Origin of the sequence: Candidatus Paraluminiphilus aquimaris (assembly GCF_026230195.1) — a bacterium.
Classification (GTDB): Bacteria; Pseudomonadota; Gammaproteobacteria; order Pseudomonadales; family Halieaceae; genus Luminiphilus; species Luminiphilus aquimaris.
In genome coordinates this window covers 1,470,243-1,489,878 of record NZ_CP036501.1, presented here as the reverse complement: position 1 = coordinate 1,489,878, position 19,636 = coordinate 1,470,243, and the positions used below count along the sequence as shown (strand labels likewise).

At 53.6% G+C, this 19,636-nt stretch carries 18 protein-coding genes; 15 read left to right on the top strand and 3 right to left on the bottom strand.

Features of this window, described 5'->3' with window-relative positions:
* Positions 1-7: 7 nt before the first annotated feature.
* Positions 8-403: a hypothetical protein gene (locus E0F26_RS06905; RefSeq protein WP_279240933.1), complete on the top strand. Its 396-nt coding sequence runs from the start codon at positions 8-10 to the stop codon at positions 401-403.
* Here E0F26_RS06905 and E0F26_RS06900 read toward each other — a convergent pair.
* Positions 375-1,751: a cytochrome P450 gene (locus E0F26_RS06900; protein WP_279240932.1), complete on the bottom strand. Its 1,377-nt coding sequence runs from the start codon at positions 1,749-1,751 to the stop codon at positions 375-377. The genes E0F26_RS06905 and E0F26_RS06900 overlap by 29 nt on opposite strands.
* Before the next feature lie 48 nt (positions 1,752-1,799).
* On the opposite strand from E0F26_RS06900, the gene E0F26_RS06895 reads away from it, so the two are divergent.
* Both E0F26_RS06895 and crtD read left to right on the top strand, forming a co-directional pair.
* The gene (locus E0F26_RS06895) at positions 1,800-2,549 is read left to right on the top strand and encodes a hypothetical protein (protein ID WP_279240931.1); all 750 of its coding nucleotides are present in this window, start codon (positions 1,800-1,802) and stop codon (positions 2,547-2,549) included.
* The gene (gene crtD / locus E0F26_RS06890) at positions 2,546-4,030 is read left to right on the top strand and encodes a 1-hydroxycarotenoid 3,4-desaturase CrtD (RefSeq protein ID WP_279240930.1); all 1,485 of its coding nucleotides are present in this window, start codon (positions 2,546-2,548) and stop codon (positions 4,028-4,030) included. Before E0F26_RS06895 ends, crtD begins: the two co-directional genes overlap by 4 nt.
* On the opposite strand, the gene E0F26_RS06885 is transcribed toward crtD, so the two are convergent.
* Positions 4,027-4,893, bottom strand: a complete 867-nt coding sequence (locus tag E0F26_RS06885) for an alpha/beta fold hydrolase (protein ID WP_279240929.1) — start codon at positions 4,891-4,893, stop codon at positions 4,027-4,029. The genes crtD and E0F26_RS06885 overlap by 4 nt on opposite strands.
* A 179-nt stretch (positions 4,894-5,072) precedes the next feature.
* Here E0F26_RS06885 and bchI point away from each other — a divergent pair, with 179 nt between their 5' ends.
* The 5 genes from bchI (at position 5,073) to E0F26_RS06860 (ending at position 11,332) form a co-directional block, all read left to right on the top strand.
* Positions 5,073-6,089: a magnesium chelatase ATPase subunit I gene (gene bchI, locus E0F26_RS06880; RefSeq protein WP_279240928.1), complete on the top strand. Its 1,017-nt coding sequence runs from the start codon at positions 5,073-5,075 to the stop codon at positions 6,087-6,089.
* On the top strand, positions 6,034-7,827 hold the full coding sequence (locus E0F26_RS06875) for a magnesium chelatase subunit D (protein WP_279240927.1): 1,794 nt from the start codon (positions 6,034-6,036) through the stop codon (positions 7,825-7,827). Before bchI ends, E0F26_RS06875 begins: the two co-directional genes overlap by 56 nt.
* 11 nt (positions 7,828-7,838) lie before the next feature.
* Positions 7,839-8,702, top strand: coding sequence for an alpha/beta fold hydrolase BchO (gene bchO / locus E0F26_RS06870; protein WP_279240926.1), 864 nt, complete (start codon positions 7,839-7,841; stop codon positions 8,700-8,702).
* 67 nt (positions 8,703-8,769) lie between these two features.
* A complete protein-coding gene (locus tag E0F26_RS06865; RefSeq protein ID WP_279240925.1) occupies positions 8,770-10,296 on the top strand; it encodes a phytoene desaturase in 1,527 nt (508 codons plus the stop codon).
* Positions 10,286-11,332 carry a phytoene/squalene synthase family protein gene (locus tag E0F26_RS06860; RefSeq protein WP_279240924.1) on the top strand — a complete coding sequence of 349 codons (1,047 nt, stop codon included), beginning with the start codon at positions 10,286-10,288 and terminating at the stop codon, positions 11,330-11,332. Before E0F26_RS06865 ends, E0F26_RS06860 begins: the two co-directional genes overlap by 11 nt.
* Here the strand turns inward: E0F26_RS06860 and E0F26_RS06855 are convergent.
* The gene (locus E0F26_RS06855; RefSeq protein ID WP_279240923.1) at positions 11,282-12,286 is read right to left on the bottom strand and encodes a hypothetical protein; all 1,005 of its coding nucleotides are present in this window, start codon (positions 12,284-12,286) and stop codon (positions 11,282-11,284) included. The genes E0F26_RS06860 and E0F26_RS06855 overlap by 51 nt on opposite strands.
* A 114-nt stretch (positions 12,287-12,400) precedes the next feature.
* Between E0F26_RS06855 and E0F26_RS06850 the strand changes: the two genes are divergently transcribed.
* From E0F26_RS06850 to E0F26_RS06820, 7 genes are all read left to right on the top strand, one after another.
* Complete coding sequence (locus E0F26_RS06850) at positions 12,401-13,279, top strand: polyprenyl synthetase family protein (RefSeq protein WP_279240922.1); 879 nt, start codon at positions 12,401-12,403, stop codon at positions 13,277-13,279.
* Positions 13,279-14,433, top strand: a complete 1,155-nt coding sequence (locus E0F26_RS06845) for a methyltransferase (protein WP_279240921.1) — start codon at positions 13,279-13,281, stop codon at positions 14,431-14,433. The genes E0F26_RS06850 and E0F26_RS06845 overlap by 1 nt, the downstream gene beginning before the upstream one ends.
* Positions 14,434-14,527: 94 nt before the next feature.
* Positions 14,528-15,478 carry a chlorophyll synthesis pathway protein BchC gene (bchC, locus tag E0F26_RS06840; RefSeq protein ID WP_279240920.1) on the top strand — a complete coding sequence of 317 codons (951 nt, stop codon included), beginning with the start codon at positions 14,528-14,530 and terminating at the stop codon, positions 15,476-15,478.
* On the top strand, positions 15,475-16,476 hold the full coding sequence (locus E0F26_RS06835) for a chlorophyllide a reductase iron protein subunit X (RefSeq protein WP_279240919.1): 1,002 nt from the start codon (positions 15,475-15,477) through the stop codon (positions 16,474-16,476). The genes bchC and E0F26_RS06835 overlap by 4 nt, the downstream gene beginning before the upstream one ends.
* On the top strand, positions 16,463-17,926 hold the full coding sequence (gene bchY / locus E0F26_RS06830) for a chlorophyllide a reductase subunit Y (protein WP_279240918.1): 1,464 nt from the start codon (positions 16,463-16,465) through the stop codon (positions 17,924-17,926). The genes E0F26_RS06835 and bchY overlap by 14 nt, the downstream gene beginning before the upstream one ends.
* On the top strand, positions 17,926-19,371 hold the full coding sequence (bchZ, locus tag E0F26_RS06825) for a chlorophyllide a reductase subunit Z (RefSeq protein ID WP_279240917.1): 1,446 nt from the start codon (positions 17,926-17,928) through the stop codon (positions 19,369-19,371). Before bchY ends, bchZ begins: the two co-directional genes overlap by 1 nt.
* Positions 19,368-19,631 carry a hypothetical protein gene (locus E0F26_RS06820; RefSeq protein WP_279240916.1) on the top strand — a complete coding sequence of 88 codons (264 nt, stop codon included), beginning with the start codon at positions 19,368-19,370 and terminating at the stop codon, positions 19,629-19,631. The genes bchZ and E0F26_RS06820 overlap by 4 nt, the downstream gene beginning before the upstream one ends.
* Positions 19,632-19,636 lie beyond the last annotated feature (5 nt).

Here is a 19,636-nt window from a genome sequence, read left to right as displayed (position 1 = left end):
GCTTTCTGTGACTGATCAAATTTTGGCTATATACGATGCGGACTTTACTGTGCTTGGCGAAATTGCCTATGCCATAGGCAAAGTCACGGGTACGCGCCAGTGCTCGCTGTGCGATATCTCGCATGGGTTGAACCCCTTTGGAAAAAAGAACTGGCACCAATACTGTGAAACACGTCCCGACATCGAGTGGATACACCGCAACGATTTGGACAGTAAAACGAGGACGACACTGTCCAGCCAACTGCCGTGCGTCGTACTAAAAGACTCAGCTGGTGGCTACCGTACATTGCTTAACGATGATGAACTCGGTGCCTGCAACGGCGATGTCACGCAATTCGATAAAAAGCTTTCCCAAGCGCTAGCAAGACACGTCGCTATGTCCGATGGCGTACATGCATCATGACCTGCTCTGCAGGTCGCGTTGTCAGTCTGGCGGCTGGTACAACGGTTTGGTCTGGGACGAGCTCAAAATCAAATTTACTCACAAGTTGCGACATAATGAGCAGGCTCTCAACTTGTGCAAAACCCGCACCGACACAAAGGTGGGGGCCCTGGCCAAACGGTATATAGGCCCCCTGAGTGAGGTTTTTTTCATTCTCAGGTAGAAACCGCTCGGGCTTGAAAGCGTGGGGGTCTTCCCAGTATTTGCTGTGACGCTGTAAGGTCCAGGGCGCGATCATTACCAGAGCTCCCTTGGGCAGTCGCTTACCTTCAATCTCCACCTTTTCAAGGGCGACACGCGGGACAAAGGTGATGGGCGGATAAAGCCTCAGCGCCTCTTTGAAAAACGCCCGCGTCAACGGCAACTTCTTCGTGGCTTCAAAAGACAGATCACCCTCACTCATGTAGGGATCAATCTCTTCGCGTAATCGCGCGAGCCACTGGGGTCGCTCGGCCAACATGTAAAAGACCCAGGTCAGCGCGCTTGCCGTGGTCTCGTGACCTGCAAGAAAAAAAACACCCAACTGATCGATCAACTCATCGCGACTGAAGGGTAATCCTGTATCTTTATCTTTCGCTTCGATTACGGCTGAGGCGATATCATTGAACTCACCCTCCGCCGCATTTAAATGGGTATCAATCAACGACCCAATGTGATGTCTGATTCGCTCACATGCCCCAAGGACTTCAGGGGTTTGTTTTATCTCCGACCAAGCCGGCTTCAAGATCATTCCGAGTATGTCGACCTGCGCCACTGATTTTTCAAAGAGCGTGAAGTCCTCGAAAACCTCTTTGGCGACATTCGAGGCCAGTGGTGTTGAAAATACCGTGCGACAGATAACGTCTGCCGTTAGGTGACTCATCGCCAAATCCAATGAAAAGGATTCTCCTGAATCTGCCAGCTCACTGATCGCGGCAACATGGTCATTTGTCGCGGCGCACATTGCACCGTACGCGATGTTCAAGCGCATCAAACTGAATGCGGGGTCGATCATTGCACGCTGACGACGCCATTTAGGACCGTCTGTCACAAACATGCTCTCGCCAATAAGTGGATCAAGCGCCCCCACCATTAAATCGCTCTTAGGAAAGACGCCTTGTTCGTCGCGCATAATTTCTTTGACTGCCGAGGGGCGGTTAAAGAGCACGGTTCCCCGCCGAGAACGACCAAGATGCCCGATATCGAAGTGGTAAGCCTCAGCGGGAAGGAGCTCCAACAAATTGCCGTCTCCCTTCCACAACGACCGGATTAGCGCAATGACCGCGGGCAGAGAGTTTGGCTTTGGCGGTATGTAAAGTGTTTCATCCACGGAAACTATCCAATAGTATTGACACTATGCACAGTATGGAGCGCCAACATGGGCCTGTCGACCCATAGCATTTTTGAATCGCTGGTGATCATGCACATCATTACGGGGACCGTAGGGCTTATCTCTGTCTGGGTTCCCATTGCAGGTCAAAAGGGCGGCCTACTTCACAGGCAAGCTGGAAATATATTCATCACTAGCATGCTGACCACAGGACTCGTCGCCACAGGTATATCTCTGACAACCCTTTCTGACCCAACCGGCACTCATCCGCATCTCACCGACCATGCGTTATTCAGCGACCCAAAGCTCATTGCTGGGATATTCGGGTGGATGATGCTTTATCTAGCCACATTGACGATCAATCTGGCATGGCATGGCTGGCTCTGTATGCGCAACAAACGTGCGCACCACAAAAATGCCGCCTGGCATAACCTCCTCTCGCAAGCCGTACTGACTGCCACTTCCGCCAATTGCTTCGTCAGAGGCTTCGAGCTTAACCAGCCAATGATGATGGGGATCGCATTCGTCGGCTTCGCAACCGTCGCCACCAACCTCTGGTTCATCTACCGAAAGCCACTGACACCCAAGGCGCGAATTAAAGAACATATCAAGTCGCTGGTCGGTGCTGGCATTTCCGTCTACACCGCCTTCTTCGCATTTGGCGCCGTTAGACTGCTGCCCGAAATTGCACTCACACCCGGACTGTGGGCGATCCCTCTGGTTACAGGACTCACGCTCATCATTTATCACCAGCGGGCTGTCATGGCGCCGCAACGCCGCATCCAGCCCACCGGATGAGCAAGCGGGCCATTGTTGTTGGCGCAGGTGCAGGTGGACTCTCAAGCGCTATCGAGCTCGCTGCAGCCGGTTGGCAAGTAGACGTTTTCGAAGCGCACCCTGAACCCGGCGGTAAGATGCATCAGCGAGACGTGGGAGGGGTTGGAATAGACGGTGGTCCAACCGTGTTTACGATGCACTGGGTCTTTGAAGAATTGTTTAAACGCGGCGGCAGACACATCGACGATTGTGTATCACTCACCGAGAGTCGTCGCTTAGCGAGACACGCGTGGACGGATGGCAGTCACCTCGATTTATTTCACGACATCGACCTGTCCAGTGACGCCATAGCCCGCTTCTCGGACGAGGAAAATGTCGAGGGCTATCGACGATTTTGTGAGCATGGCGAGATTATCCACGACCTGTTAAAAGATAATTTTATGGCCTGCCCCCAACCCTCCCCTGCAAAACTGGGGTATCGGCTACTTAGGGACGGCGGCAAGAACGCGCTCGCCGTCGCGCCTCATCAATCTTTATGGAAAGCGCTAAGTCGTTATTTTAGTGACCCTCGGCTGAGGCAGCTTTACGGTAGGTATGCGACTTATGTCGGCTCATCGCCGCTGCTCACACCCTCGACCCTTATGCTTATCGCCCATGTTGAACGCCAGGGTGTGTGGTGCGTGGAGGGCGGTATGCGTGCACTGGCCCACGCGATGGCGGAGGTCGCCCTCGACAACGGCGCCAACTTCCACTTCAACAGCCCAGTTGAGGAAATCACGGGTGATGCACACAGTGTGTCTGGCGTGCGGCTCAAGTCAGGGGAGACCTATAAAGCCGATGTCGTTATTTTTAATGGCGACGCCGCCGCTTTAAACGACGGTCTATTGGGTGACCGTGTTCGTAAAGCAGCGGCGCCACGCAGCCGCAAAGAACGGGGGTTATCGGCCATCACATGGTGCATGCGCGCTCGCACATCGGGACTCGACCTCGATCATCACAACGTCTTCTTTGCCGAAAATTACGAACGCGAGTTTACGAGCATCTTCGATCATCGCGGCATCTGTGCTGAACCCACAGTCTATGTATGCGCTCAAGACAGAGTGAATGGGGAATGCAAATCGACTGAGGGTGAGCGACTGTTGGTGTTGGTTAACGCGCCAGCCGATGGCGACCGCAGCACATGGACGCCTGACACATTGCGCCAGCAGCGAGACCGTGCGATGGACGTGATCAAGCGTGGCGGAGTCGACATTTTAGTCGAGGAAGAAAATTGTGTCGCGACAGGCCCCGACGATTGGCATGCGCGCTTCCCTGCAAGCGGCGGTTCGCTTTACGGTGCCGCATCGCACGGTATGTTTTCCAGCTTTACCCGCGCTTCAGCGAAAAGTCGGGTGCGCGGTCTCTTTTTGGCCGGTGGAAGTGTTCACCCCGGACCGGGCGTGCCCATGGCGACGCTCTCAGGGTCGCTGGCGGCCCGTGAAATTCTTGGACGCGCTGTCTAGCACTGGGCGTAAAATGTTTCGATCACCGAAATGGTCTCTTGCGGATGCTCCCAATGCGGCATACCTAAACTCGGTGTGACGCGAGAAAATTGCCAGTTAGTATCCGTTTTAAAGTCCGCAAAGCGCTCAAATGACACGTTTGGGTCACGATCAAAAATAACTAGCACAGGCAGATTTAAGCGCTTGTACAGGGTGTCCACGGCGTCTTGAGTAAACAAACCCATCGATAGGAACTGCAGCGGCATCGAATGGGCGTCCGGTGCTTTCGTCGTTTTTAAGGCGTAGTCCACCAGTTCACTCGGTATGACACCCGAAAAATTCATACCGTAAAAATAGCGAATACTTCGCTCAGTGCGCAGCAATTTGAATGCGTTTCGTCCAAGCCCCGCAAAATTTAGAACCCCTTTCAATCGCTTTTGCGCTTTTTGTGAGGGTGGTTTTCGCGCGGAAAACCCTGAGGGAGAAATAAACGTGAGACTTCGTGCTCGCGCACCAAAATCAGTGATGGCTCGCGCCACAAATTCACACCCGAGAGAGAGGGCAATGACATCGGGCGGTTCATCACCCGGTATGGCCTCCATCATGGCAGCAATTTCACGTGCAAAATCCTTGGGCGTGAAGTGACCTATGTTTCGGGTCGAGCGCCCGAAACCGGGCAAGTCCGGTGCAAAAACGGACCTCGACGACTTAAAATGGGTAAAGAGCGGCTTCAACTCAATCGCGCTAGGCGCAGCGTTGATGCTGTGAATGAAGAGTACCGGCCTCTCCGTCCCCTGGGTGTCAAAGTACCAATAAAGATTGTGTCCGCAGTGGCCCTGGAAATACGCTCCCCCACAATCGATAGCGCTATCTAATTGATACATTTTGAATAACTCCCTACTCAACGTCATGTATACGCAATCGCATACGCCTCGACTTACCCACGCGAAAAAATAAATAAATTTTTACATTATTTGTGTTTAAATAAACTGACACTAATACGGCTAACCAAGAATAGGCCGAGACGCCTGTGTACAAACGGGCTCAAGTTGGGGGACTTGTCATGACTGTAGCGTATCCCTTCACGGCGATCGTCGGGCAGGATGATATGAAGCTTGCGCTCGCCATTGCAGCGGTGGACCCAGGCATTGGCGGCGTGCTGGTATTTGGAGAGCGCGGCACTGGAAAATCAACCACGATTCGCGCCCTTGCCCAGTTGCTTCCCAAGATAACCGCAGTCAAAGATTGTCCTTACCAATGTTCGCCTGACGCGTCAGTCAAAAATTCATGTCCTAAATGTCAGGACGTCACAAAGTCCAAGACTCACAAAATCCCGATTCCCGTCGTAGATCTTCCATTGGGCGCCACAGAAGACCGCGTACTGGGCGCTCTGGATATCGAAAAAGCCATTCACAATGGAGAAAAGGCCTTTCAACCCGGTCTTCTTGCCGCTGCCAATAGAGGCTTTTTGTACATTGATGAAGTGAATTTACTCGAGGATCACATTGTCGATGCACTGCTTGATGTTGCCGCCTCCGGCACCAACGTTGTGGAACGAGAAGGCCTGAGCATTCGGCACCCTGCGCGATTCGTTCTGGTGGGGAGCGGTAACCCCGAGGAAGGCGAATTACGGCCACAGCTACTAGACCGGTTCGGTTTATCCCTCGATGTGAGAACGCCACGAGATATACCCACCCGTGTAGAAATTATAAAGATGCGCGACGCGTTTGACCTTGACCCTGAAGGCTTCAGCAAACGATTCTCACGAAAAGAAGGTGCACTTCGCCGAAAAATTGATGCCGCCCGAGAAGTGGTCGAAACGGTTGATATACCGGCCGAGGTACTCGAAAAGGCAGCTGAGCTTTGTTTGGCGCTGGGAACTGATGGACTGCGTGGCGAGCTCACGCTCATCAGAAGTGCTCGCGCCCTCGCCGCTTTGGAAGGCGAGAACACCGCCTCACTAGAGCACCTAAAACATGTCGCCTTATTCGTGCTTCGCCACCGCTTAAGACGCGACCCCATGGATGAGTCTAGTGCTGATGCTCGCGTCGAGCGCACCATCGCAACCGTCCTCCCCTGAGCTCGAAGTCTCGAGTCTTTGGCGGGACGCACAGCTAGCCGCAGCGGTCGTTGCCGTGCTTGGCCACCGGTGTGGCGGTGTCCGATTATCTGCGCAGCCAGGGCCGGTACGAGACTTCTGGCTTCAGATGCTAGAGGATCTTCAGCAATCACCCTTAAGAAAAATACCAGCAAACACACCCACAGATCGCTTATTGGGCGGAATGGATATCACGCAGAGTATGCGCCTTGGCAAGCCCGTTTCCTCAACCGGTGTCCTGGCTGAATGCCACAACAGAACCATTATTCTGCCCATGGCGGAAAGACTACCAAGCGAGTATGCAGGGCACTGGTGTGCCGCGCTTGACTCGGGGCAAGTCAACGTAGCTAGAGATGGCATAAACCATACCTCCGATGCAGCGATTACCGTTATTGCAATGGACGAGGGCATCGAAGAGGAAGCGCCCCCCGAAGTACTCATAGAACGCTTGGCACTCAACATCCAACTCGAGGCAATCTCGATTCATGGCGTCGAGGACACCGAATTCACACCAAGCTGTATTGTCGAAGCTCGAGACAAACTCCGGCACTACAAATTGGCGGACTCAACAGTCAAGCTACTTGCAGAGCTCGCAGCCTCTTTGGGGGTTCATTCGACGAGACCGCTTCTCTTTGCCGCACAGACCTGCAAGAGCGTCGCGCTCCTGCTTGGGTTACCCGAAACCCATGAACACGTTATTGGGCCCGTGATTCGTCTGGTCCTGCTGCCTCGAGCAACTCAGATACCGCAGCAACACGAACCTGAGCCGCCAGAGGCTGAGCAGCAACCAGAGGACACCGACGAGAGCGAACCACCCCAACCGTCTTCAGAACCTCAGAGCAATACCGAAGAATTAGTGCAAGCTGCGATGGCAGCGCTTCCGACTGACCTCCTTGCGATGTTACTAAGTCGAGCTGAGCGGAGCCGACAGAGACAAAACAAAGCGGGCAATGCAGGACACCTGTCACAGGATAAGCAGCGTGGTAGGCCCGTGGGAGTTCGCCGCGGCGATATCAAGCGAGGCCACCGGATTGATATTCCTGCGACACTCAGAACAGCCGCTCCCTTTCAACGCGCACGCGCGCGGTGGGATGATGCCGGGCAGACAAAACGCGGGTTATACATCGAAGCATCGGACATTCGTGTAAAGCGTTTCGAGCAGCGCAAATCCAGCGTGATGATCTTTGTCGTTGACGCATCGGGTAGCAGTGCTTACCAGCGAATGGCGGAAGCTAAAGGCGCGATTGAGCTTATATTGGCCGACTGTTATTCACATCGCACAGAGGTTGCACTTATTGCCTTTAAAGGCGAGAGCGCTGAGCTACTTCTCCCCCCCACAAGATCGCTAGTCAGAGCAAAACGGACATTAGCGCAACTACCGGGTGGCGGCGGAACACCCATGGGTGCCGCACTTCAAGCCATGCACGACCTAGCGGTTGCCACAGCAACTACAGGTGCCACACCGAGCTTTATTTTACTGACCGATGGTGCGGCAAACGTAGCTAGAGACGGGACGAAAAGCCGTAGCGCCGGGACCGAGGATGCCATGAAGGCCGCAAAGGTGATTGCCTGCGCAGACTATCGCGGCATACTCGTTGACACGGCTGCACGACCGAGCCCCAGAGCTCGCGAGCTAGCGAATGCAATGGATGCTACCTATTTACCGCTCCCCAACGCTTCGGCTGAGTCAATCAATGACTCTGTGCGAGCACTTAGCTAAGGCAGCGTCACTTGCAGCTCTCCGATATGCCATCCGACTGGCCGCTTAGGCACGCGAGCCAACTGATTGAACGCGAGGGCATTCGCTGGCACGTCCAAATCATCGGCTCGGGACCACCGGTGCTATTGCTCCACGGCACCGGTGCCTCAACACACTCTATGGCCGATTTAGCGATGGCACTGAGCGATCACTACACCTGCGTATTGGTCGACCTGCCCGGCCATGGATTAACAACGGCGCTTCCTGAGCGGGAACATCTATTGCCCGCGATGGCCATGGCCGTCCAAAGTCTGTGTGAGTCCCTTCAGACCGAACCCCGGTTTATTATCGGGCACTCTGCCGGCGCCGCCGTCGCCATTCGAATGTGTTTGGATACTCGCGCATCACCCGCTGCATTACTTTCGATAAACGGCGCCCTACTCCCCTTTGGCGCCTTCATTGAGCCCATCATGCTGAAAACAGCCCGATTCTTGAGTCGATCGGACTCAATAACTGGCTTTCTCGCTCGGCGTGGCACAGGTACGGCAGATGTCAGAAGGGCCCTTCGAGACACAGGTGCTGAAATATCAGAGCCTATGATCGCTCGTTACTCATTCCTTATTTCACAACAATCCCATATCGAGGGCGCACTCAGGATGATGGGGGGATGGGAGTTAGGCCAACTTGCCAAGGATCTTCCCACGCTTAGGACCCCAATTCATCTCATTGGCTGTGATAAGGATCATATTGTTCCCGCCCTGCGGGCGCACCGCGTTAAGCGACTTATCCCAAGCGCATCGGCCATAACCCTTCACAATGCGGGACATCTCGTACACGAAGCAGCTCCAGAGCGCGTATTTGCCGAATTTATGCGGCTTTCTGATCGCTTCAATTAACGGGTGTGCAATATGAAATCCGGTGGTAGACTGTCCAAATAAATGGACATGATTGGCGTAACTAATAATGAACACAGCGCATCCGGACTTCGACAAGCTCCATCATGCCAACCCCAATGAGCGCGCCATTGTTATTGGCAGTGGCTTTGGTGGATTAGCCGCAGCAATCCGCCTCGCAGCGAAAGGCTACCATGTCACGCTTCTGGAGAAGCTCGATGCTTTAGGTGGCCGCGGATACACCTATCGACAGGATGGCTTCACCTTTGATGGGGGACCCACTATCGTCACCGTCCCCGAGCTGTTCGAGGAATTATGGGCGCTCTGCGGCAAAACCATGAGCAGTGATGTCGATCTACGACTCATGAATCCCTTTTATCGGATTCGTTTTGATGACGGACGTATTTTCGACTACTCAAATGAAAAGTCAGAAAACCTCAGACAGATCCGAGAATACAACCCCGATGACGCGCGGGGGTATGAGCGATATCTCAAGGCGAGCGAAGCGCGCCACAAAGTAGGATTCGACTTACTGGACAAACCCTTTAGCACGCTCGCACAACTTATGCGTTTCGCCCCCGATCTCGTTCGATTAAGGGGAGATCAAAGCGTTTATACCTTAGTGTCCAAATACATCAAAAATGAGCAGCTCCGACAGGCCGTTAGTTTTCACCCCCTGCTAATTGGCGGAAACCCCTTTACGGCAAGCAGTTTATATTCATTGATTTCGCACCTCGAGGTTACCGGCGGTGTCTGGTCAGCCATGGGCGGAACCGGCCGAATCGTTGAGGCCATGGGAAATCTCATCAAAGGCCAGGGAACGGACATTCGCGTCAACACCGAAGTCGATCAAATTACTACCGCAGGCGGCAAGGTTACCGGGGTCAGACTCAAATCGGGCGAGCACATTGCAGCTAATCTCGTTATATCGAACGCAGACTCTGCATGGACCTACAAGCACCTGCTCTCAGAGACCGTCAAACGTAAATGGACAGAGCGCCGAATCGACAAGGCTCACTACTCAAACGGCCTTTTTGTCTGGTATTTCGGCACCAAGAAACAGTATCCCGATATTCCGCACCACTCGATAATCCTCGGACCACGATATAAGAGTCTGCTCACCGACATCTTTAAGCATAAGAAACCAACGGATGATTTCAGCCTCTATTTGCATCGACCGACCGCCACGGACCCCTCCATGGCGCCCGAGGGTTGCGATGCTTTTTACGCTCTCGTTCCCGTCCCGCATCTCGACTCCGGTACCGACTGGACTACGCACGCTGAAACCTTCAGAAAAGCGGTCGAGGAGCGACTCGAAGAAACGGGTCTTCCAGGACTTAGCGAAAACCTCGCGACATCGCTAATGCTGACACCATTGGACTTTCAAAACAGACTCAACTCCGTCAAAGGCGCAGGCTTTTCACTCGAGCCTCGAATTACCCAAAGCGCTTACTTCAGACCTCACAACAAAAGCGAAGAGGTTGACGGGCTTTATCTTGTGGGCGCTGGCACCCACCCCGGCGCGGGTATGCCCGCTGTGTTGTCATCGGCCAAAGTGATCGACAATCTGATTCCCGCGGTTAGTCATGTCAGTTAACGCCTTCCTACCGACGCCCAGCACGGATATGGGCCTTTGCAAGCAGCAGCTGTCTAATGGCTCGCGCTCCTTTTATTTTGCCTCTCACCTACTGCCGTCAGTCATGCAGCATGCGGCCTGCGGGCTCTATGCTTTTTGCCGAGAAGCCGACGACCTTGTCGACGAGGGCGACGACCCAAAAGCAGCTCTTGCGCTTCTGCATGAGCGGCTCGATAAAATTTATCAGGGAAAGCCTGAATATCGGCACACTGATCGAGTACTGACCCAAATTGTGCACACCTACCATATGCCGCGTGGTCTTTTAAATGCGCTCCTAGAAGGCTTTGCCTGGGACGCAGAAGGCAAAATCTATCACTCAATAGATGATGTATACGACTACAGCGCACGCGTTGCAGGTGCGGTTGGCGTCATGATGTCGGTCCTTATGGGCGTACGCGACCCCAAAACCCTTGCACGTGCAGCGGATCTTGGCACAGCTATGCAACTCACAAACATTGCAAGAGATGTAGGTGAGGACGCGCGCCTGGGAAGAATTTACCTGCCTTTGGATGAGCTAACTGCCGAAGGCGTGAATCCAGAAGAGCTGCTTACGGTGCCGCAGTTTAGCGAAGGTGTTGGCGTTGTCACAAAACGCCTTCTCGAACGGGCGCAATGGCTATATCACCGCGCAGACAACGGCATCGCGCAATTACCGCGCAAATACCAACCCGGTATTCGAGCCGCGCGCAAGCTTTATGCTGCTATCGGAGAAAAAGTCGGCGAGATCGGTTACAACTCCGTTGACGAGCGTGCGATCGTTGCAACGAGCAAAAAGTTCAGCCTACTCTCTACCGCGATTGCCTTTAAACAACCTCGCAGCGAAGGCATGGACACCCCCGCACTCCCACACAATCAGTTCCTGATTGATTCAGTCGTAGAAACAGGGGTGGGTGCTCCACACGTAAAATCGGATCCTTTTAAGGTTCGAACACTCTGGATGCTCGATCTATTTGAGACCCTTAGAGAACGGGATCGTAACGCGCGAATCGCCCGTTAAGGGAAAACCGTACAATATCTTGCGCATCCTGAAGGGTAACAAGCGCTGCACCCAAGGTGAGGCGAAGCGGTCCAAGTCTAAACTTTCATGCATCACACTATTGCCTAACGCATCATGAAGATGACTGCGCGTGTAAAAAGGTGTGTCTTCAAGTGTTTTCTGCACTGTGAAGCCCTGATGACTTCGCGCTGGTCGCTTAACGCGCCAGAGGGGGCCTGTAGAAAGATCGCGTCGAGGCGCTGAATGCTCAGATGCCATCCCGGCCTCGCCATTACCAAACAAACTGAGCAAACAACTCTCACCGTCGCGGGCATGTGCCTCGTAAACAACACGACAGTTTTCTCCCAAGTCGGACCTGGACCAGTGCCAGTCGCTAAAAGTCTGCTCTAACGGTACCGTCCCACCGTTCGTATCCATATAAGCCCGACCCGACCAGCTGAGTTCAGGCGCATCAAGCGTTACCTCAACCTTGGTTGCCGGCGCAATGGGCCACCATCTGTGTTGCCCCTCTGAATGTAAGCCGAAGCACGTCTCTGTCCTGTGCTGGAGGTCGACGCGCACAGTCCCTCTAATAGGACGACGCATCGGTGCCGAACGCTCATCCAAAGCAACCTGCAAGTAGCGGCCATCGAATGACATTGAAGACGGCCCAATAGCGAGGGTATTCGGGGACACCGCCAAGTCGCGAAGGCGACGCTCGGTCATGGCCCAGTACTTGCGCCTCGGCTCATAAAATACGGCATTTACGCAGACGAATTCGCGCGGGTCAGCCTCTCCCCGCTTTCTCGCAGCGGCATAAAAAGGCGAAAACACGGTACCAATAAAGAAGATGAGCGTAACACCATGGCGACCACAGTCACTGAAGCCGTCGACATACCACCACCGGTAGCCATTTTTCCCAACGGGAGAATCGAAACCCAAACCTTCCCTGTGCGCTAACAACCCTTGCTTCATTAGTTATCTCTCGCTCTTCGCTTGCAGGGCCTGCAAGATCGGCGTAATGTGTAAATTAATATAGACAGTTATAAATGTACAATTAAAATAACACTAACACGCGAGGTAGCGGCCATGGACAGCTCATTACTTGATTGCGAGCAGCACATCGAAGACGCAATGGCCGAGCACGCCACAGCTCAATGCCCTCCACTACTGGCTCAGGCCCTGAACTACGCCGTATTCCCGGGTGGCGCGCGCGTGAGGCCACAGCTATGTAAAGCTGTAGCGCTAGCCAACAATTCCAGCGATGTCGGACTGGCAAGCGCGGCAGCTACTGCCGTTGAGCTTTTACATTGTGCATCGCTAGTACACGACGACCTTCCCTGCTTTGACGACGCGACTCAACGACGAGGAAAGCCCTCGGTACACGCTAAGTTTGGCGAACGCATTGCGGTCCTGACTGGAGACGCACTCATCGTCGCTGCATTTCAAACACTTGCGGCGCACGCAGTGCACGCAGTACGAATCGAACGAGTACCGCTTGTCACAACCATTGTTGCAAGAGGCGTTGGCGCTCCGCACGGCATTTGTGCCGGTCAGGCATGGGAGTGCGAGCAACGAGTCGATCTTGCGCGATACCACCGCGCAAAAACCGGCGCTTTGTTCGTGGCAGCCACCTGCGCCGGTGCAGCTTCAGCAGGTGTAGACCCTGGCCCTTGGGTAAACCTAGGCGCAAGTATTGGTGAAGCGTATCAAATCGCCGACGATATAAAAGACGCCGTATCTGACCCTGAAACATTAGGAAAACCAGTTGGTATCGATGTAAAACTTGACCGACCCAGTGCTGTGCGTGAGCTGGGCCTTGAAGGCGCCGTCAGTCGCTTAAAAGACTGCCTTGAATCCGGCCTCGACAGCATGCCCTCCTGTGCCGGTCAGAATATGCTGTATAAACTGGTTCGCGCACAATCGAGTCGATTTATTCCCGAAAAGCTCGGTCAAGTGGCCGCCTAATGCCCTCACGATCGGCTACAAGTGAAGGCTTTGCGCTTACCAGCGATAAACCGAAAAGTCGCTACGCGCGGTTCTTACTTTGGAGAAATCGGCTACTAAGAAGCGCTTCTTTTCAAAAGTGGGCGGCAAGATTACCCCTGAGTCAATCGATTGCCCGGCAACGCGCGACGGACCTACACCACATTCTCGCTGGCTTTGTTTACTCCCAAACGCTTAGCGCATCTTACAAGCTGGGCTTACTGGAGTGTTTAAAAGATCGCATCGCCACACTTGATGAAATAGCTGAGTACTGTGAGCTCGAAAAAGAAGCCGCTTTTACTCTAGTCAATGCGGCGGTCGCGATCGACCTGCTTCAAAAAGTCGACAATGCGCACTGGACGCTAGGTGAGCTTGGCGCTTCTATCCACGGAAACCCCGGGGTTCAAAGCATGCTGAGGCACCATGATTTGCTGTACAGCGACATGGCAGACCCCGCTCAACTGCTTCGGCGCAGGGAAAACGCATCCTTACGTGGCTACTGGCCCTACGTGGACGGCGATCACAACGATCCAGCTGCCGCTGCGCGATACAGCGAGCTGATGGCGGACTCACAACACCTCATCGCAAATCATATTTTAGACTCGATCAGCTTGACGGGAACATCACGTCTTCTCGACGTTGGTGGTGGTACCGGCACGTTTGCGCGTTTAGCGGCAGACCGTTTCCCCCACTCAGAAACGGCCGTCTTCGATCTACCTCAAGTCATTGCATCAATACCCCCCAAACACAGCCAGCAACTCCGAGCTTATTCGGGCGACATGTTCAACGACACGCTCCCAGAGGGGTTCAACACCATTAGCCTCGTTCGAATTTTACATGATCATGACGATCTGCCGGTCGAGCGCCTATTGGCACGTTGTTTTGATGCCCTTCCAAGCGGAGGCCAGATCATTATTGCTGAACCGATGGCAGGGACCCGTGGCGCCGAATCGATTGGTCATACCTATTTCGGATTTTACCTTTGGGCGATGGGCAGCGGACGCCCAAGAGAAAAATCTGAGCTATATCGCATGCTGGAGCACGCCGGCTTCGCAGGAATTCGGGAGAAGAAGACCCATATTCCGGCGCTAGTACGCGTTATCACAGCAAAAAAACCAAATGTCATTTTTTGTTGACACTTTTATATGTACTATTAAACTTACAGTATTAGCGTAATTGTTTTTGGACAGACCCAGTTCGCACTCGACTGGCAATGAGGCCTGTAAAACCGTGACTTATAAAAAGACTACAGCGGTTATTTTTGAAAAGCCCGGAGCATTAGAGCTTCGTGAGGCTTCTCTGCGCGCGCCGGCCGCTAATGAGTGTCTTATCGAGTCCGACTGGTCTGGAATCTCAACGGGCACTGAACGACTGATGCTTACAGGCCAAATGCCGCCCTTCCCCGGCTTAGGTTATCCACTGGTACCGGGTTACGAAACGACAGGTCGAGTCATCAGTGCGCCTCCCAACTCTCCCATCTCAGAGGGTATGCGCGTTTTCGTCCCTGGAGGTGTTGGATTTACCGATGCCAAAAATCTGTTCGGTGGCAGTGCGCGCCACGTCATATGCCCGCAAGAACGGGTTGTACCCATCAACGATGATCTCGCTCAAGAAGGTGTGCTACTTGCTCTCGCCGCGACAGCCAGACATGCGCTCAGGCGATGCGAGTCTGTTGGGCCTCCCGAGCTCATTGTTGGGCACGGCGTACTAGGACAGCTCATCGCTCGACTCACCGAGACCTTGCATGGCCAGTCCCCCGTGGTTTGGGAGATAGACCCACAGCGAAAAGCCAGCAAAGGCAAATATCGCGTTTGCGACCTGGAAACTGACCCACGCCAAGACTATGGCGTTGTTTGCGATGTTAGTGGCAGTGCAAGCGCATTAAACCAAATGATTTCTCGCTGCCGCCCTGGCGCGACTGTTGTTATGGCCGGGTTCTACTCATCCGCTGTGACATTCGACTTTCCACCTGCATTCATGAGGGAAATCAATCTCTTAGTGAGTGCGGAATGGCAACCACAAGACCTACAAGAAGCGGCAAAACTCGCATCGGACGGTGACTTGAATCTCTCAGATTTAATCACCGACATGCTGCCGGCTGCTCAAGCCGAATCAGCTTATAACCGAGCTTTTAACGATAAAAGCTGCCTAAAAATGGTCATCGACTGGAGATCGATATGAGTACAACGATTGCAAGCGCAACAGAATATGATCCAGGCTTAGAAGCAAGTGGAGAACGGGCAGACCTACTTGCAACCTCAGCTGATAGTGCCGAAGGCACCCAAATTATCGCCATTTATGGCAAAGGCGGCATAGGCAAAAGCTTCACGCTCGCGAATTTGAGCTACATGATGGCCCAGCAAGGCAAAAAAGTGTTGCTGATCGGCTGTGACCCTAAAAGTGACACCACGTCACTCCTCTTCGGCGGAAAAGCCTGCCCTACCATCATTGAAACCGCTTCAGCAAAGAAAGCGGCGGGGGAAGAGTGCCGCGTCGAAGACGTTTGCTTTAAGCGCGACGGCGTGTACGCCATGGAACTAGGTGGTCCCGAAGTGGGCCGAGGTTGTGGCGGCCGCGGGATCATTCATGGCTTCGAAACTTTAGAAAAGCTTGGATTTCATGACTGGGACTTCGACTATGTATTGCTCGACTTCCTAGGTGATGTCGTTTGCGGTGGCTTTGGTCTGCCGATCGCCCGAGACATGTGTCAAAAAGTGATTGTTGTCGCATCCAATGACCTGCAATCGCTTTATGTGGCCAACAATGTCTGCTCGGCGGTTGAATACTTCCGAAAGCTCGGTGGCAACGTCGGCGTTGCAGGTATGGTCACCAATAAGGATGACGGAACCGGTCAAGCGCAAGCTTTCTGCAAGGCGGTTGGGATCCCCGAGCTCGCCTCCATCCCAGCAAATGAAGATATTCGTCGCAAAAGTGCAAGTTACGAGATCATCGGTCACCCCGATGGTGACTGGGGTCCTCTTTTTGCGGGACTGGCACAAAATGCGGCCGAATCATCGCCCCACAGACCGACTCCAATGACTCAAGACGAACTCTTGGGACTGTTTGACAGTGATGAGGTCGGTCGTGACGTCGTACTCCAACCCGCCACCCTTGCGGATCTTTGCAGTGTCGAAACACTCAACAAACCATCTCTCGAGGTCGTCTATGACAACGTCTGACGCCGATATCATCGAGACAACGGACCTTGGGTGCCACGCGAGTGCCGAGCAACTAGCTGCCGCGGCAACGGCGGCGGGTAAAAATGAGCTCATGGCACAATTTGCTGAGGACTACCCCAAGGGTCCACACGATCAACCGCAGAGCATGTGTCCTGCGTTTGGCTCATTGCGGGTCGGTCTACGAATGCGCAGAACGGCAACCGTTCTCTCTGGATCAGCTTGCTGTGTGTACGGCCTGACCTTTACCTCGCACTTCTACGGAGCAAAGCGCACCGTTGGTTACGTTCCGTTCGACTCAGAGTCCCTGGTAACAGGTAAGCTCTTTGAGGATATTCGCGAAGCTGCACATGATCTTGCGGATCCGGACGCGAATGACGCAGTGGTTATCATTAACTTATGTGTGCCGACGGCTTCAGGTGTGCCACTTGATCTCCTGCCTAAGGAAATCAATGGGGTGCGAATTGTCGGTATCGATGTTCCTGGTTTCGGTGTGCCGACGCACGCTGAGGCAAAAGACGTACTCGCTGGCGCCATGCTGGAATACGCTCGAGGTGAAATCGAAGCGGGTCCCGTCGCCCGTCCCGTCCAGAGTGAATCACAAAAAGACAAGCCAACGGTCGCGCTCGTGGGTGAAATGTTCCCCGTGGATGCAATCACCATTGATCGGCTACTCGACTCATTGGGTGGTGCAGCGGGCCCCGTTGTACCTACCCGAGAGTGGCGCGAGCTTTATGGCGCACTCGACTGCAAAGCAGCGGCGATGATCCATCCCTTTTATGCCGCTACAGCGAGGCAGTTCAGAGCGGCCGGTAGGCCACTCATTGGTTCAGCGCCTGTCGGTGTTGATGGCACGGCCGCATGGCTCGAAGCCATGGGCAAACTCTTAGGCGCAGATAAAGCGTCTATCGATGCCGCTGTCGCCACACAGAAAAGCGCCATTAGGGCGGCTCTGGATAACAACCCTATCGATGCGCGAATAACCTTGTCTGGCTACGAGGGTTCCGAACTATTAGTGGCTCGACTGCTTATTGAGAGCGGAGCTGATGTTGCTTATGTGGGCTCTGCCTGCCCGAAAACCGAATTCTCAGCGCTGGACGCCGAATGGCTTGAAAGCAAGGGCGTCTCTGTCAAATTCAGAGCCTCGTTAGAGGATGATCTCATCGCGATGGAGACATTCAAGCCCGATCTTGTTATCGGGACGACGCCGATCGTGCAGAAAGCGAAAGAGCGATCAATCCCGAGCTTATATTTTACGAACCTCATTTCTGCTCGCCCATTAATGGGTGCTGCGGGTGCGGGTTCCGTTGCCCAGGTAATCAACAGTGCTCTAGCGAACCAGCCCCGCATGATTGCGATGGAATCGTTCTTCGAAGGTGTGGGCGAAGGCCCAACCAGTGGCGTTTGGACCCCCGAAATAATCGCCAAAACCGGCGTGGGAGGTACCTGCTAATGCTTGTACTTGATCACGATCGCGCAGGTGGATATTGGGGCTCCGTTTACGTCTTCACGGCGGTAAAGGGCTTGCAAGTGATTATCGACGGACCGGTGGGTTGTGAAAACCTACCTGTTACATCGGTGCTTCACTATACAGACGGCCTCCCCCCCCACGAACTTCCCATTGTTGTCACAGGACTCGCTGAGGAGGAACTCGGCCAGCACGGAACTGAAGGGGCACTGAGACGGGCGCACCATACACTCGACCCGAAAAAGCCATCGGTTGTGGTAACAGGATCGATTGCCGAGATGATTGGTGGCGGAGTAACGCCTGAAGATACAAATATCAAACGTTTCCTACCTCGCACCATTGACGAGGATCAATGGCAAAGTGCTGATCGCGCATTGGTATGGCTTTGGGAGCAATACGGCGCCAACAAAAAGCGCAAAGCGAAAAAGGCACCTGAAACACCCTCCAAGAAGGTCAATATCATTGGACCCGCCTACGGTTACTTCAATACCTGGTCGGATCTCGCCGAAATTCAGCGGCTTCTCGCAGGAATGGGCGTTGAGGTAAACATGGTCTTCCCATTGGGTTGCCACCTTAATGAGATTCCAAAGCTCGACGATGCAGCGGTCAATATTTGTATGTATCGGGAATTCGGTAGGAAACTGTGCGAGGCCCTTGATAAGCCTTATCTCCAGGCTCCAATTGGTCTAAACAGCACGACAAAATTCCTGCAAAAGCTCGGGGAATTGCTCGATATCGACCCAGAGCCCTTCATCGCGCAAGAAAAGATGACGACGCTCAAGCCCGTTTGGGATTTATGGCGGTCTGTTACACAAGATTTCTTCGCAACGGCGAACTTTGGGGTTGTGGCGACCGAAACCTATACCCGCGGACTCAGACACTTCCTAGAAGAGGATCTGGGGCTGCCCTGCGCATTCCACTATTCGCGAAAAGCTGGCGTAAAACCTGATAACAAAGAAGTAAGAGAGGCGATTCACAGCAAAGGCCCTCTTATTGTCTTTGGTGGCTACAACGAGCGGATGTATGCGGCAGAAGCAGGCGGTAGAAGTATGTTCATTCCTGCATCGTTGCCCGGCACGATTATTCGTCGTCACACGGGTACGCCCTTCATGGGATACGCCGGTGCCTGTTACCTCATTCAAGAAGTATGCAACGCACTCTTTGATGCCCTCTTTAACATATTGCCTTTGGGCACAGACCTTGACCAAACGGTTTCAACACCGGCGCGTGCCAGCCTCCCCTGGTTGGACGAAGCGCAAGCGCTGCTTGATCAGATTATCGAAGAGCAACCCGTTTTAGTACGCATCTCTGCGGCCAAGCGTCTGCGCGATAGCGCCGAGCAAGCGGCTCGAGCCGCTGACTCCGACTCCGTAACGGACATGCATGTACTCAACGCAGGCCAAGACCTTCAATTGAGGGGGGCTGCATGAGGAAAACACATTACAACAACACGGCACGACAAACGTCGATGACGGGAGGAAGCATGACCACAACCAAGCGAAACACAGAACGCAAAACTGTATGGGAACACCTTCAGTTTCGGATGCTGTTTATCACGATGTTCATGTGGTTTTTGGGGCAGGCGGTGATTAATCGGGTGAAGTTGGTGCGACAGCACGAACTCAACTGTTGGCAAGAGGCAAAACGGGCTGCAAGCAGCGTGGCGCCTTACGCTTTTATGAAAATTTAGCTTTG

Bases quoted from the DNA above. Each gene is read 5' to 3' on its own strand.
- E0F26_RS06850 (WP_279240922.1), top strand. From the start codon at position 12,401: ATGGACAGCTCATTACTTGATTGCGAGCAGCACATCGAAGACGCAATG.
- crtD (WP_279240930.1), top strand. From the start codon at position 2,546: ATGAGCAAGCGGGCCATTGTTGTTGGCGCAGGTGCAGGTGGACTCTCA.
- bchI (WP_279240928.1), top strand. From the start codon at position 5,073: ATGACTGTAGCGTATCCCTTCACGGCGATCGTCGGGCAGGATGATATG.
- bchY (WP_279240918.1), top strand. From the start codon at position 16,463: ATGACAACGTCTGACGCCGATATCATCGAGACAACGGACCTTGGGTGC.
- E0F26_RS06865 (WP_279240925.1), top strand. From the start codon at position 8,770: ATGAACACAGCGCATCCGGACTTCGACAAGCTCCATCATGCCAACCCC.
- bchZ (WP_279240917.1), top strand. From the start codon at position 17,926: ATGCTTGTACTTGATCACGATCGCGCAGGTGGATATTGGGGCTCCGTT.
- E0F26_RS06820 (WP_279240916.1), top strand. From the start codon at position 19,368: ATGAGGAAAACACATTACAACAACACGGCACGACAAACGTCGATGACG.
- E0F26_RS06895 (WP_279240931.1), top strand. From the start codon at position 1,800: ATGGGCCTGTCGACCCATAGCATTTTTGAATCGCTGGTGATCATGCAC.
- E0F26_RS06885 (WP_279240929.1), bottom strand. From the start codon at position 4,893: ATGTATCAATTAGATAGCGCTATCGATTGTGGGGGAGCGTATTTCCAG.
- E0F26_RS06875 (WP_279240927.1), top strand. From the start codon at position 6,034: ATGAGTCTAGTGCTGATGCTCGCGTCGAGCGCACCATCGCAACCGTCC.
- E0F26_RS06845 (WP_279240921.1), top strand. From the start codon at position 13,279: ATGCCCTCACGATCGGCTACAAGTGAAGGCTTTGCGCTTACCAGCGAT.
- E0F26_RS06835 (WP_279240919.1), top strand. From the start codon at position 15,475: ATGAGTACAACGATTGCAAGCGCAACAGAATATGATCCAGGCTTAGAA.
- E0F26_RS06855 (WP_279240923.1), bottom strand. From the start codon at position 12,286: ATGAAGCAAGGGTTGTTAGCGCACAGGGAAGGTTTGGGTTTCGATTCT.
- E0F26_RS06860 (WP_279240924.1), top strand. From the start codon at position 10,286: ATGTCAGTTAACGCCTTCCTACCGACGCCCAGCACGGATATGGGCCTT.